This is a genomic window from Caldimonas hydrothermalis, assembly GCF_056746695.1.
On the sequence record NZ_JBWQXA010000009.1, the window covers coordinates 151,763 to 165,697 of the forward strand.

The following is a 13,935-nucleotide window of genomic DNA, read 5'->3' on the forward strand; positions in this document are numbered from 1 at the left end:
CGTCAACGGGGTGGGCGGCTCGCCACCGGGGGCGGTCGGCGTCGGGCCTGTGGTTAAATTATAGATTTTGCACTGCAGCGATAACCGTGCAATCCGCGATTGCCGCAGTCCTTTCAAGGGCTCGCGCCCAGGGAGTGTCCTCGTGAAACCCGTCGCCAAGTCGGCCAAGCTGGCCAATGTCTGCTACGACATCCGCGGGCCGGTGCTGGAGAAGGCCCGCGAGATGGAGGAAGAGGGCCACAAGATCATCAAGCTGAACATCGGCAACCTGGCGGTGTTCGGGCTGGAGCCGCCCGACGAGATCGTGCAGGACATGATCCGCAACCTGCCTCATACCGCGGGCTACACCGACTCCAAGGGCTTGTTCGCGCCGCGCCGGGCCGTGGTGCACTACACGCAGGAGAAGAACATCCGCGGTGTGACGGTGGATGATGTCTACCTGGGCAATGGGGCCTCCGAGCTGATCGCGATGAGCATGAACGCTCTGCTCAACGACGGCGACGAGGTGTTGATTCCGGCGCCCGACTATCCGCTGTACACCGCGGTGGTGTCGCTGTCCGGGGGCACGCCGGTGCATTACATGTGCGACGAGCAGTCCGACTGGATGCCCGACATCGCCGACATCAGGGCCAAGATCACGCCGCGCACCAAGGCGCTGGTGGTGATCAACCCGAACAACCCGACGGGCGCGCTGTATCCCGAGTCGGTGCTGCTGGAGCTGGTCGAGATCGCGCGTCAGCACCAGCTCATCATCTTTGCCGACGAGATCTACGACAAGACGCTGTACGACGGCCACACGCACACCAGCATCGCGTCGTTGGCCGACGACGTGCTCTTCGTCACCTTCAACGGGCTGTCGAAAAACTACCGCTCCTGCGGCTACCGGGCCGGCTGGATGGTGGTGTCGGGAGAGAAGAAGCACGCACGGGATTACATCGAGGGCCTGAACATGCTGGCCTCGATGCGCCTGTGTGCGAACACGCCGGGTCAACTGGCCATCCAGACGGCGCTTGGGGGTTACCAGAGCATCAAGGACCTGGTCGCGCCGGGCGGTCGCCTGTGTCGTCAGCGCGACCTCGCGCACAAGCTGCTGACGGACATTCCCGGCGTCAGCTGTGTCAAACCCAAGGCGGCGTTGTACATGTTCCCGCGCCTGGATCCCAAGCTCTATCCAGTGGCCGACGACCAGCAGTTCGCCTACGAGCTGCTGGCCGAGGAGAAGGTGCTCATCGTGCAGGGCACCGGCTTCAACTGGCCGCATCCGGATCATTTCCGCCTGGTCTTTCTGCCCAATTCGGACGACCTGGCCGAGGCGATCGGGCGCATCGCCCGCTTTCTCGAGCACTATCGCAAGCGTCACTCTCACGGATCGAACGCATGAACTCCTTCCAGAATCCGATGCGCCTGGGCCTGCTGGGGGCCGGTGTCGTCGCCACCGGTGTCGTCAACGTGCTGGTACGCAACCAGGCCGAGATCCAGCGCCGCGCCGGCCGCGGCATCGTGGTGACCCGTGTGGGTGCGCGCAACCCGGCCAAGGCCCGTGCCGCCCTGGGCGAGGAGCTCACGATCACTGACGATCTCGATGCCGTCGCGACCGACCCGCAGGTGGACATCGTCGTCGAGCTGATCGGCGGCACCACCCGCGCGCGCGAGCTGGTGCTCAAGGCGATTGCCGCAGGCAAGCACGTGGTTACGGCCAACAAGGCCCTGCTGGCCGTGCACGGCACCGAGATCTTCGCCGCGGCTGGTGACAAGGGCGTGATGGTGGCCTTCGAGGCCGCCGTGGCCGGGGGCATTCCCATCATCAAGGCATTGCGCGAGGGCCTCACAGCCAACCGCATCCAATGGATCGCCGGGATCATCAACGGCACCACGAACTTCATCCTGAGCGAGATGCGCTCCAAGGGACTGGATTTCGACACCGTGCTTCGGGAGGCGCAGCGTCTGGGTTATGCCGAGGCCGATCCAACCTTCGACATCGAGGGCGTGGACGCAGCGCACAAGGCCACCATCATGAGCGCGATCGCCTTCGGCATCCCGATGCAGTTCGACAAGGCCTATGTCGAAGGCATCACCCGGCTGAAGGCGGCCGATATCACGTATGCCGAGCAGCTCGGTTATCGCATCAAACTGCTGGGCGTGACGCGCCGCCGCGATGATCTGCCCGGCGGCGGTATCGAGCTGCGCGTGCATCCCACGCTGGTGCCGGCCAAACGCCTCATTGCCAACGTGGAAGGCGCGATGAACGCGGTCGTGGTGCACGGTGATGCTGTAGGCTCGACGCTCTACTATGGCAAGGGCGCCGGCTCGGAGCCCACCGCCTCGGCGGTGGTGGCCGATCTGGTGGACGTGACTCGCCTGCACACGGCAGACCCTGACCATCGCGTGCCCCACCTGGCGTTCCAGCCCGATGCGCTGGACAACGTGCCGGTCCTGCCGATCGAGGACGTGGTCACGTCCTTCTATCTGAGACTGCGTGTGGCTGACCAGACCGGCGTGCTCGCGCGCATCACCGGCATCCTGGCCGAGCATGACATCTCCATCGATGCCGTGTTGCAGCGCGAGGCGGGCGACGACGAGAATCAGACCGACTTGATCATCCTGACGCACGAGACCCGCGAAGGCCGCATGAACGAGGCGATCGGGAAGATGCAGGTCCTGCCCACGGTGCTCGAGCCCATCGTGCGCATCCGCAAGGAAGAGCTGAACTGAGACCATGAAGTACATCAGCACCCGCGGCGACCGCACCGAGCGCGGCTTCTCGGAAATCCTGCTGGAGGGTCTGGCACCCGACGGCGGGCTGTACCTGCCCGTGGCCTATCCCCGCGTGGACGGGCCCACCTTGCAGCGCTGGCGTGGCCTGAGCTATGCCGAGCTCGCCTTCGAGATCCTGTCGCTCTACATCGACGACATCCCGGCGGCCGACCTGCGCGCGCTGGTCTCGCGCACCTACACCAAGGAGGTGTTCGGCACCGAGGCCATCACGCCGCTCAAGCCGCTGGGCGAGGGCTTCTACCTGGAGGCGCTGTCCAACGGCCCGACGCTCGCCTTCAAGGACATGGCGATGCAATTGCTGGGTCAGTTGTTCGAGTATGAACTCGGCCGTCGCGGCGAGGAACTCAACATCCTGGGCGCGACCTCGGGCGACACTGGCAGCGCGGCCGAGTATGCGATGCGCGGCAAGCGGGGCGTGCGGGTGTTCATGCTCTCGCCCCACGGCCGCATGAGCCCCTTCCAGCAGGCCCAGATGTACAGCCTGCAGGATCCCAACATCCACAACCTGGCCATCGAGGGGGTGTTCGACGACTGCCAGGACATCGTCAAGGCGGTGTCGAACGACCTGGACTTCAAGCGCCGCCACCGGATCGGCACGGTGAACTCCATCAACTGGGCGCGTCTGCTGGCCCAGGTGGTGTACTACTTTGCCGGCTACTTCCAGGCCACCCGCAGCAACGATGAGGTGGTCAGCTTTTGCGTGCCCTCGGGCAACTTTGGCAATGTCTGCGCCGGTCACGTCGCCCGGATGATGGGGCTGCCGATCCGCCACCTGGTGGTGGCCACCAACGAGAACGACGTGCTCGACGAGTTCTTCCGCACCGGCACGTACCGGGTGCGAAAGGCGGCGGAGACCTTCGAGACCTCGAGTCCTTCGATGGACATCTCCAAGGCCTCGAACTTCGAGCGCTTCGTGTTCGACCTGCTCGGGCGCGATGCCGGGCGCACCTCGCGGCTCTTTCGCGAGGCCGTGGAGCGGGAGGGCGCCTTCACGCTCACGCCGGCGGAGTTCGCCAAGGTGGCCGACTATGGCTTCGTCTCGGGCCGCAGCACCCACGCCGACCGGCTGGCCACCATCCGCGACGTGCACGCGCGCTATGGTGTCATGATCGACACCCATACCGCCGACGGGGTGAAAGTGGCCCGCGAGCATCTGGAGCGGGGCATCCCGATGATCGTGCTGGAGACGGCCCTGCCCGCCAAGTTCGCCGAGACCCTGCGCGAGGCTCTGGGCTGCGAGCCTGAGCGGCCGGCCGCCCTGCAAGGCCTGGAGAACCTCCCCAGACGCTTCAAGGTCATGGGGGTCGATGCCGACGCGGTGAAGCGCTACATCGCCGAGAATTGCCGTTGACACGTGCCGGCTCCGGAGCACGCGGGATGCGAGCATGAAGGTGGTGGGTTTCTGCGGCTACTCCGGGTCGGGCAAGACCACGCTGGTCGAGCAGGTGATCGCCGGCTTGAAGCTGGCGGGGCAGCGGGTGTCGGTGGTCAAGCATGCCCACCATAGCTTCGACGTCGATCATCCAGGCAAGGACTCCTGGCGCCACCGGCAGGCCGGTGCCTTCGAAGTGGTGGTGGCCTCCGACCGGCGCTTGGCCAAGATCCGCGAATTCGAGGTGCCTTGCGAGCCCACCGTCCACCAGCTCATTGCCGAACTCTACGACTGCGACTGGGTGCTCGTGGAAGGTTTCAAGCATGCCGACCTCTTCAAGATCGAGGTGTGGCGGGCCTCGCTCGGACACCCGGCGCAGTACATCGAGGACCCCTTCGTGACGGCAATCGCCACCGACAGCCCCGGGCAGTTGCCCCATGCCACCTTGCGCCCGGTGCTGGACCTGAACGACGCCGCCAGCGTGGTGGAGCACCTGCTGCACAATCAGGACCGTTATGAGTACCGCTCCCCGTTCTCCGATGCTCAGCCTGGAGGAGGCGTTGGCGAAGCTGCTGGCAGCGGCTACGCCGGTCTCCGGGACTGAAGATCTGCCCACTGCCCAGGCCCTGGGCCGGGTGCTGGCGCGCGATCTGGTCTCGCCGCTGGACGTTCCCCCGCTGGCCAACAGCTCGATGGATGGATATGCCGTGCGCTCGGCGGACGTGCCCGCTGCTGGCACCGTGCTGCCGGTCAGTCAGCGTATCGCGGCCGGGCAGGTCGGTGCGGTGCTGCAGCCCGGCACGGCAGCGCGCATCTTCACCGGGGCGCCGTTGCCCGAGGGCGCCGATGCCGTCGTGATGCAAGAGCAGTGCGAGCCGCTGGATGGCTCGGTGCGGATCCTCGCCGTGCCGGCGCCGGGGCAGTGGGTGCGCCAGCGCGGGGAGGACCTGCGCGAGGGGGCGGTGGTGCTGGCCCGCGGCCGGCGCCTGACGCCTCAGGCCTTGGGGCTGGCGGCCACGGCCGGGGCGGCCAGCCTGCCGGTGATGCGCCGTGTGCGCGTGGCCTTGCTGTCCACCGGCGACGAGCTGGTGATGCCCGGCCAGCCGCTGCGACCGGGGGCCATTTACAACGCCAACCGCGACACGCTGCGGGGACTGCTCGCCCAGTTCGGCTGCGCGTGCACCGATCTGGGCATCGTGCCCGACAGCCTGGAAGCCACACGTGCGGCCCTGCGTGAAGCTGCCCGCGATCACGATCTGATCCTCAGCTCGGGCGGGGTGTCGGTGGGGGAGGAGGATCACATCCGCCCGGCCGTGAATGCCGAGGGGCGCCTGGACCTCTGGCAGATCGCGATCAAACCCGGCAAGCCGCTGGCCTTCGGCCAGGTCCGACGCGAGGGGGGGGGCGAAGCGGCCTTCATCGGCTTGCCGGGCAACCCGGTGTCGAGCTTCATCACCTTCTTGCTGCTGGTGCGTCCCTTCCTGCTGGCCCTGCAGGGGGCTGATCCCGCCGCACCGCGTGGCGTGTGGCTGGAAGCGGGTTTCGACTGGCCTCGGCCCGACCGCCGGCGCGAGTTCCTGCGTGTGCGGCGCGAGGATGACGGGCGGCTCGCCCTGTTCCCAAACCAGAGTTCGGGGGTGCTCACCTCGGCCGTGTGGGCCGACGGGGTCGTCGATGTGCCGCCGGGGCAGCCCATTGTCCGGGGGGAGCGGGTGCGTTTCATGTCTTTTGCCGAGTGGATGCAATGAAGGTCACGGTGAAGTACTTTGCCTCGATCCGCGAGGCCCTGGGCTCGCAGGAGAGCGTCGAGGTGCCCGAAGGCAGCACCGTGGGCAGCCTGCGCATGATGCTGCAGTCCCGATCGGGGGCCCATGCCGAGGCCCTGGCCCCGGGCCGCGCCCTGCGCGCGGCGCTGGATCAGGCGCTGTGCGATGAATCAGCGCTGCTGCGCGACGGGGCCGAGGTGGCCTTCTTTCCCCCCGTGACCGGAGGCTGAGCATGAGCGGGCCGCGCGTGCGCATCCAGACCGAGGACTTCGACCTCGGTGTCGAGGTGGCGGCCTTGCGTGCCGGCGATGCCGGGGTGGGGGCAGTGGCGGTCTTCGTGGGCACCGTGCGCGACCGCAACGAGGGCCAGGGCGTGAGTTGCATGGAGTTGGAGCACTATCCCGGAATGACCGAAAAGGCCATCGAAGCCATGATCGACGAAGCGCACCGGCGCTTCGACATCCGCGCCGCCCGTGTGATTCACCGGGTCGGCCTGCTGCAGCCGCAGGATCAAATCGTCTATGTGGGCGTGAGCTCTGCCCACCGCGGCGAGGCCTTCCAGGCCTGCGAGTTCCTGATGGACTACCTCAAGACCCAGGCGCCCTTCTGGAAGAAGGAGACCACCCCGGCAGGCTCGCGCTGGGTGGATGCGCGGGTGAGCGATGACGAGGCGCTGCGGCGCTGGGGCATCGAGGCCGCCAACGCAGGGACGACGGGATCCCGATGAGCGGGGCACTCCACGCCGGTGGGGCCCTGGCGGTCGGGCTGGGGGCAGGCCTGGGCGGCATGGCGCGCTGGGCCGTGAGTGTGTGGCTCAACGCGGCCTGGGAGGGCTTTCCGCTGGGGACGCTGGTGGTCAACCTGCTGGGCGGTCTGTGCATTGGCCTGGCCATGGCCTGGCTGGCCCGCCACCCCGACGAGGGCCTGCGCCTGCTACTGGTGACGGGCTTTTTGGGCGGGTTCACCACCTTCTCGGCGTTTTCGCTGGAGTCGCTGCACCTGCTGCAAAAAGAGCATTGGCTGCTGTGGGCGATGCATGCCCTGGGCCATGTGCTGGGGGCCTTGGCCGCCTGCGCCCTGGGCTGGCGATTACTGCGCGGCTGGATCGGCTGAGCCCGGGCGGCGTCTCGGCTTGATCGAACGCAAGCCGCGGGGCTTGGAGGCGCGTCGTGTGCCCGGCACACTTGAAAGCGGCCGCTCGCCCCCCACCTCGGAGTCAGTTGGAGGTTACTCATGCGACTCGACAAGCTCACCACCAAGTTCCAGGAGGCCTTGGGCGACGCCCAGAGCCTGGCGCTGGCCCACGACAACCCCTACATTGAGCCGGCGCACGTGCTGTTGGCCATGTTGCAGCAGGACGATGGCCCCAAGGCCCTGCTGGCACGCGCCGGCGTCAACACCGGCGGCTTGCACAAGGCGGTGGAGGCCGCGATCAAACGCCTGCCCCAGGTGCAAGGCGCCGAGCAGGTCCAGGTCGGCCGCGACACCGTGAGCCTGCTGCAGGCGGCCGAGAAAGAAGCGCTCAAGCGCGGCGACCAGTTTGTCGCCAGTGAAATGTTCCTGCTGGCTTTGTGTGACACCAAGGCTGAGATCGGCCAAATCGCCAAGGACCATGGCTTGAACCGCAAGTCTTTGGAGGCCGCAGTCGAAGCAGTGCGCGGCGGGCAGGCGGTGGACCATGCCGAGGCCGAGGGCCAGCGCGAGGCCCTGAAGAAATACACGCTCGATCTGACCGAACGCGCCCGGCAAGGCAAGCTCGACCCGGTGATCGGCCGTGACGACGAGATCCGCCGCGCCATCCAGGTGCTGCAGCGCCGCTCGAAGAACAACCCGGTGCTCATCGGTGAGCCCGGCGTGGGCAAGACGGCCATCGTCGAAGGCCTGGCCCAGCGCATCGTGGCTGGCGAGGTGCCCGACACCCTGAAGGACAAGCGCGTGCTGGTGCTCGACATGGCGGGCCTGCTGGCCGGTGCGAAGTACCGTGGCGAGTTCGAGGAGCGCCTGAAGGCCGTGCTCAAGGAGGTGGCCGCCGACGAGGGCCGCATCATCCTCTTCATCGACGAGATCCACACGATGGTGGGCGCGGGCAAGGCCGAAGGGGCCATTGACGCGGGCAATATGCTCAAGCCGGCGCTGGCGCGTGGCGAGCTGCACTGCATCGGCGCGACCACGCTGGATGAGTATCGCAAGTACATCGAGAAGGATGCGGCCCTGGAGCGCCGCTTCCAGAAGATCCTGGTCGACGAGCCCAGTGTCGAGCAGACCATCGCGATCCTGCGCGGCCTGCAGGAGAAGTACGAAGTGCACCACGGCGTGGAGATCACCGACCCGGCCATCGTCGCCGCGGCCGAGCTCTCGCACCGTTACATCACCGACCGCTTCCTGCCCGACAAGGCCATCGACCTGATCGATGAGGCCGCGGCAAAGATCAAGATCGAGATCGACTCCAAGCCCGAGGCGATGGACCGCCTCGACCGGCGTCTGATCCAGCTCAAGATCGAGCGCGAGGCGGTGCGCAAGGAGAAGGACGAGGCCTCGATCAAGCGTCTGGGCCTGCTCGAGGAGGAGATCGCGCGTCTGGAGCGCGAATACGCCGACTTGGAGGAGATCTGGAAGGCCGAGAAGGCCAGCGCCCTGGGCTCCGCCCAGATCAAGGAGGAGATCGACAAGATCCGCTTCCAGATCGAGGAGTTCACGCGCAAGGGCGACTTCAACAAGGTGGCCGAACTGCAGTACGGCCGCCTGCCCGAGCTCGAGAAGCGGCTGAAGGAGGCGCAGGCCAAGGAAACCGACAAGGCCAAGGGGGCGAAGGAGGGCGGCCGGCCGCAGTTGCTGCGCACCCAGGTGGGCGCCGAGGAGATCGCCGAGGTCGTCTCGCGCGCCACGGGCATCCCGGTGAGCAAGCTCATGCAAGGCGAACGGGAGAAACTGCTGCAGATGGAGGCCCGTCTGCACGAGCGGGTGGTGGGTCAAGACGAGGCCATCACTGCGGTGGCCAACGCCATCCGTCGCTCACGCGCCGGGCTGTCCGACCCGAACCGCCCGCTGGGCAGCTTCCTCTTCCTCGGGCCCACGGGCGTGGGCAAGACCGAGTTGTGCAAGGCCTTGGCCGGCTTCCTGTTCGACAGCGACGACCACATGGTGCGCATCGACATGAGTGAATTCATGGAGAAGCACTCGGTCAGCCGCCTGATCGGTGCGCCCCCGGGCTACGTGGGCTATGACGAGGGGGGCTACCTTACCGAGGCCGTGCGCCGCAAGCCTTACAGCGTGCTGCTGCTCGACGAGGTGGAGAAGGCCCACCCCGATGTGTTCAACGTACTGCTGCAGGTGCTCGACGACGGCCGCCTGACCGATGGCCAGGGCCGCACCGTGGACTTCAAGAACACCGTGATCGTGATGACCAGCAACCTGGGCTCGCACCAGATCATGCAGATGGCCGGCCAGGACAGCGAGCTGATCCGCGAGGCGGTGTGGGCCGAAGTCAAACAGCACTTCCGGCCCGAGTTCCTCAACCGCATCGACGAGACCGTGGTTTTCCACGCCCTGGACCAACAGCACATCGAGGCGATCGCGAAGATCCAGCTCAAGCACCTGGAACAGCGCCTGGAGAAGATGGACATGCGGCTGGAGGTCTCACCCGAAGCTTTGGCCGAGCTGGCCAAGGTGGGCTTCGACCCGGTCTTCGGGGCGCGGCCGCTCAAACGGGCGATCCAGCACCGCATCGAGAATCCGGTGGCCCGACTCATCCTCGAGGGACGCTTTGGGCCGAAGGATGTGATCCCGGTGGGGGTGGAAAACGGCGAGTTCGTGTTTGGCCGTACCGTGCATTAAGGCCGGCCCGCCGGCGGGCCCCCAAGGGGAACCCCGCCGGCGGCCCGTGAATCACACCTCGATGGATTTCCTGCGCACCCTGGTGGCTACGGCCGCATCGCTGCTGCTACGGCTCGTTGTCGTGGTCTTCAGCCTCGTCTTCCTGGCCAGCCTGGTGGTGGCGGGACTCTTCGCCGCGCTGGTGCTCAGCGTGTGGGCCCTGCTGCGGGGGCGGCGCCCCACGGCAGCCGATTTCGGTTTGTTCAGGCGTTACCGCTGGACCGACCTGCGCACCCGCACCGGCCCATGGGCGCCCGGCCGAGGCGCCTCGCGCGCGCCAAGCGAGGTGATCGACGTGGAAGTGCGCGAAGTGCCACCCAGCCAGGGCGACACCGGCTCCCGGCGCTGACGATCGCGCGGCTCAACGTCCGGCCAGGTGTTGCTGCTTGAGCCAGGCGTCCAGCCGCTGGAGCTGGAAACGCACCAGCGACTGGTTGGTCTTGTGCCGGTCGAGCAAGCAGTGCAAGGCCACATCGGGCAGCCCTGGCAGCGGACGCACCACCTGGTGGTGGCGGTCGGAGGAAATCAGAATCTCGTGGGCCGGATCGGCCAGGTTCAGGGCCAGCCGGGCCATTTGCTGGGCCTTCAGGATCGCCGCCCCCTGCCGGGCCAGGTCGATGGGCGAGGGGCCACGGCCCGCGTGGCCCAGCGGAGCGCCGAGGTTCACGTCGAACACACAGCACGACAGCAGGCCGGTCATTTGCGCCACCATGCCGACATAGGCTTCCATCGAGGCCTGGACGGGGCTGGCCGGTGCCGGGGCGGCGGGGGTGGTCGGGGCCGTGGCCCACGCGGGCGATTGCGGCACGGTGCGGGCTTCCTCCGGGTCGAGCTGGAGCGCCAGCGGCGTGAGCTGCGGCAGGGTCGATGCTGCGCTCGGCCCGCCAGCCAGGCGGCCCCGGGCGGCATGCTTCTGCCAGAACCCCAAGATGAACGACCACGCGTCGGCGGGCCGCGAGGGCTGCGGGGCGGCACGCACCAGCATGCCATGGCGCTGTACCACCTGCGCCGACTGCGCAGCGGCTGCCTGGGCTGCCGCGGGACCCAGCGGCATGATCAGCAGGCTGGGGCAGACCCAGGCCGGCACATGCACCCATTGCATCAATTGCCGCAGGGCGTTGGCCGAGCCCTGGCCGGCCATCTCGCCCAGCAGCACGACGCTGACCTGGGCGTTTTCCATCAAGGCCCTGGAGACGGCCTGCTGGCCTGCCGGCGTGCTTTGCACATCGGTGGAGTAGATGTGCACGCGCTGGCCCTCGGGCGAGGTGTAGGTGGCGTATTCGATGCTCGCCAGCATGGTGCCGTAGCCCTGCTGGCGGATGATGAGCTTTTGCACGGCACTGCCGCCATGGGCAGCGAGCTGGCGCAGCAGTTGGCGGGAGACGTTGCCGCCGATGTCGTGCAGGGCCACATGCAGGCTTTGCAAGTGCTCGAACTGCAATCGCAGGGCCTCGGCCGCATCGCAGGTGACGAACAGCTCCCGGGTGTTGGGACCGGTCAGCCGCCCGATGTCATGCGAGCCCGCGACCCGGGGGTCGTCGCTCTCGCGCGCCATGATCTGCGTGGCCATGGTGTCAGGCATGGTCGGGGCCCACTCGACAGGGCGGTTCGGGGGGCGGTTGGTGTCATCCATGCGCTGAACGTAGGACATGGTGCCTCATGGTGGAAGCGTGGAGGGGTTGTGCAGGCAGTGTAACCATGCGTTTCATCGGACAGACACACCCGTTCGGGGGAGGGTGGGCACGGGGGTGCGACCTTCTTCACGTTGGAGCCGGCAGGCAGGGGCTGAAGCGTCTCGCCGATAGAATGATTTGCAGCATACAGGAGACACCTGCGCCTGGCAGGCGGCTCGGACGAATACGGGAATGGCATGGAATCGACACGTAACGATCCGGTGGTGATCGTCGGCGCCGGCCTGGCCGGACTGACGGTGGCCTTGCACCTGGCAGCCCGGCGGCCGGTGGTGGTGCTGGCCAAACGGGGCGTGAACGAGGCGGCGACCGCCTGGGCGCAGGGCGGCATCGTGGGGGTGCTGGGCAGCGACGACAGCATCGACAGCCACGTGCGCGACACCCAGGATGCCGGAGCCGGGCTGGTGGACGAGACCGCGGCCCGCTTCATCGCCCAGCGCAGTGCCGAGGCCATCGAATGGCTGGTGGCGCAGGGCGTGCCGTTCTCGGCCGATCCGCAGGGCCCGCTGGGACTGCACCTCACCCGCGAGGGCGGCCATGCGGTGCGCCGCATCGCCCATGCGGCCGATGCCACCGGCAAGGCCATCCACGAGGCGCTGCTCGAGCAGGTGCGTCGGCATCCTCATATTGAATTGCGCGAGCGCTGGATGGCGGTGGACCTGATCACCTCGCGCCACCTCAAGCGCGACGAGCCACCACGCTGTTATGGGGTCTATGCCCTGGACATCGACCGCGGCCGGGTGGAAACCCTGCCGGCGGCGGCCGTGGTGTTGGCCACCGGCGGCGTGGGCAAGGTCTACCGCTACACCAGCAACCCCGACACCGCCACGGGCGATGGCATCGCGATGGCCTGGCGCGCCGGCTGCCGGGTGGGCAACATGGAGTTCATCCAGTTCCATCCGACCTGCCTGTACCACCCTCAGGAACGCAGCTTCCTGATCACCGAGGCCCTGCGCGGCGAGGGCGCCCATCTGAAACTGCCGGACGGCACGCGCTTCATGCCCGCTCATGATGCGCGCGGGGAGCTGGCCCCGCGCGACATCGTGGCGCGCGCAATCGACTTCGAGATGAAGAAGCATGGCCTGGACCATGTATGGCTGGACGCGACGCATCTGGAGGCGGGCTTCCTGAAGGAGCATTTCCCGACGATCTACGCGCGCTGTCTGTCGCTGGGCATCGACATCACGCGCCAGCCGATTCCCGTGGTGCCTGCGGCGCACTACACCTGCGGCGGGATCGTCACCGACTTGAACGGGCGCACCGACCTGCCCGGGCTGTATGCGGTGGGGGAGTCGACCTACACCGGCCTGCACGGCGCGAACCGCCTGGCCAGCAATTCTCTGCTGGAATGCGTGGTGCTGGGGCGTACGACGGCGCAGGACATCGAGGCCCAGGCCCGGCTGGAGGAGGCGGTGTTGCCGCCGTGGGACGAAAGCCAGGTCGAGGACGCAGACGAGCAGGTGGTGATCTCGCACAACTGGGACGAGCTGCGCCTGCTGATGTGGAATTACGTGGGCATCGTGCGCACCACGCGGCGGCTGGAGCGGGCCTTGCACCGCATCCACCTGCTGCGCAGCGAGATCGACGACTACTACTCCAACTTCCGCGTCACGCGCGATTTGCTGGAGCTGCGCAACCTGGTCGAGTGTGCCGAACTCATCGTGCGTTCGGCCCTGGTGCGCCACGAGAGCCGGGGCCTGCATTACAGCCGCGATTTCCCTCGCACGCTGCCGGTGAGCTTCCCCACCATCCTGACCCGCCCGGCAGGGCGGCGGCTGGCCTCCACGCACCACGGCTGCGGCCTGTGAGCAGCCGTCAGCCGCGGGCGCGCATCGCCGTGCGGGCTTGCACGAATTCGAAGGCGTGGGTCACCGCCTCGGTCAGTGCGCGCTCGTTGTCGGCGCGTTCCTTCTCAGTCATGTAAAAGGCGAGGTCCACCTCGTGGCGGATGTAGCGCGGCGGCAGGCGGTTCAGCGCCACGCAGGCCACGTCGGCCAGCATGTCGCCGCGCACCTGCGGGTAGCGCGCAGCGGCTTGTATCACCGCCTCGAGGACGGGGCGCTCGAAGTAGTTGTGGATGTTGGTGAAGTCGGCATGGCTCATGCGGGTCTCCGGGGCGTCGGCGCCAGTATGGGCAGCCGGACCGTGGCGCGAAGCCCGGAATAGATCAGGATGGGTGGCGCAGTTTCCCTGGATGCGCGAATCATCCCCCGGGCGCGTGCGCCATGCGTGAGGGTCAGAAGGTTCAAGCGGCCAACTGCCAGGCCGGTGGCGTCTGGGTGAGCCTGAGCCGATCGCCGCCGGCATAGATGCGCCGAAAGCGCAGATAGCCTGCGCCCAGCAAGAAGGGCTCGCGTCCGCGCGTTTTCATCGGCGGCACCTGGCCCGTGGCTTTGTAGGCCCGGATCCAACTCAACTCCTCGCGATCGAACGGCGCCGGCGGCACCGGCTCGCCGTT

Annotated in this window: 14 protein-coding genes; 11 read left to right on the forward strand and 3 right to left on the reverse strand. The window is 67.5% G+C overall.

Annotated elements, in window-relative coordinates; genetic code table 11:
- Window positions 1-142: 142 nt before the first annotated feature.
- The 10 genes from AC1ECW_RS12510 (at window position 143) to AC1ECW_RS12555 (ending at window position 10,135) form a co-directional block, all read left to right on the forward strand.
- Window positions 143-1,381: a pyridoxal phosphate-dependent aminotransferase gene (locus AC1ECW_RS12510; protein ID WP_409706550.1), complete on the forward strand. Its 1,239-nt coding sequence runs from the start codon at window positions 143-145 to the stop codon at window positions 1,379-1,381.
- Window positions 1,378-2,712, forward strand: coding sequence for a homoserine dehydrogenase (locus AC1ECW_RS12515; RefSeq protein WP_481201951.1), 1,335 nt, complete (start codon window positions 1,378-1,380; stop codon window positions 2,710-2,712). The genes AC1ECW_RS12510 and AC1ECW_RS12515 overlap by 4 nt, the downstream gene beginning before the upstream one ends.
- A gap of 4 nt (window positions 2,713-2,716) precedes the next feature.
- Window positions 2,717-4,126: a threonine synthase gene (gene thrC, locus AC1ECW_RS12520; protein WP_481201952.1), complete on the forward strand. Its 1,410-nt coding sequence runs from the start codon at window positions 2,717-2,719 to the stop codon at window positions 4,124-4,126.
- 34 nt (window positions 4,127-4,160) lie between these two features.
- On the forward strand, window positions 4,161-4,751 hold the full coding sequence (gene mobB / locus AC1ECW_RS12525) for a molybdopterin-guanine dinucleotide biosynthesis protein B (protein ID WP_409706559.1): 591 nt from the start codon (window positions 4,161-4,163) through the stop codon (window positions 4,749-4,751).
- Window positions 4,663-5,895, forward strand: a complete 1,233-nt coding sequence (locus AC1ECW_RS12530; protein WP_409706562.1) for a molybdopterin molybdotransferase MoeA — start codon at window positions 4,663-4,665, stop codon at window positions 5,893-5,895. Before mobB ends, AC1ECW_RS12530 begins: the two co-directional genes overlap by 89 nt.
- A complete protein-coding gene (moaD, locus tag AC1ECW_RS12535) occupies window positions 5,892-6,143 on the forward strand; it encodes a molybdopterin converting factor subunit 1 (RefSeq protein ID WP_409706565.1) in 252 nt (83 codons plus the stop codon). Before AC1ECW_RS12530 ends, moaD begins: the two co-directional genes overlap by 4 nt.
- A 2-nt stretch (window positions 6,144-6,145) precedes the next feature.
- On the forward strand, window positions 6,146-6,640 hold the full coding sequence (moaE, locus tag AC1ECW_RS12540; RefSeq protein WP_409706568.1) for a molybdopterin synthase catalytic subunit MoaE: 495 nt from the start codon (window positions 6,146-6,148) through the stop codon (window positions 6,638-6,640).
- Window positions 6,637-7,026 carry a fluoride efflux transporter CrcB gene (gene crcB, locus AC1ECW_RS12545; RefSeq protein WP_409706572.1) on the forward strand — a complete coding sequence of 130 codons (390 nt, stop codon included), beginning with the start codon at window positions 6,637-6,639 and terminating at the stop codon, window positions 7,024-7,026. Before moaE ends, crcB begins: the two co-directional genes overlap by 4 nt.
- A 120-nt stretch (window positions 7,027-7,146) precedes the next feature.
- Window positions 7,147-9,747 carry an ATP-dependent chaperone ClpB gene (gene clpB / locus AC1ECW_RS12550; protein WP_481201953.1) on the forward strand — a complete coding sequence of 867 codons (2,601 nt, stop codon included), beginning with the start codon at window positions 7,147-7,149 and terminating at the stop codon, window positions 9,745-9,747.
- 61 nt (window positions 9,748-9,808) lie between these two features.
- Window positions 9,809-10,135, forward strand: a complete 327-nt coding sequence (locus tag AC1ECW_RS12555; protein WP_481201954.1) for a hypothetical protein — start codon at window positions 9,809-9,811, stop codon at window positions 10,133-10,135.
- Between the two features lie 12 nt (window positions 10,136-10,147).
- Here the strand turns inward: AC1ECW_RS12555 and AC1ECW_RS12560 are convergent, their stop codons facing one another.
- On the reverse strand, window positions 10,148-11,437 hold the full coding sequence (locus AC1ECW_RS12560; protein WP_409710349.1) for a hypothetical protein: 1,290 nt from the start codon (window positions 11,435-11,437) through the stop codon (window positions 10,148-10,150).
- A 219-nt stretch (window positions 11,438-11,656) separates the two neighbouring features.
- On the opposite strand from AC1ECW_RS12560, the gene nadB reads away from it, so the two are divergent.
- Window positions 11,657-13,285, forward strand: coding sequence for an L-aspartate oxidase (nadB, locus tag AC1ECW_RS12565; RefSeq protein ID WP_481201955.1), 1,629 nt, complete (start codon window positions 11,657-11,659; stop codon window positions 13,283-13,285).
- Between the two features lie 7 nt (window positions 13,286-13,292).
- Here the strand turns inward: nadB and AC1ECW_RS12570 are convergent, their stop codons facing one another.
- Window positions 13,293-13,580, reverse strand: coding sequence for a late competence development ComFB family protein (locus tag AC1ECW_RS12570; protein ID WP_481201956.1), 288 nt, complete (start codon window positions 13,578-13,580; stop codon window positions 13,293-13,295).
- A 142-nt stretch (window positions 13,581-13,722) separates the two neighbouring features.
- The coding region (locus AC1ECW_RS12575; RefSeq protein WP_481201745.1) for a hypothetical protein at window positions 13,723-13,935 on the reverse strand (213 nt) is incomplete at its 5' end.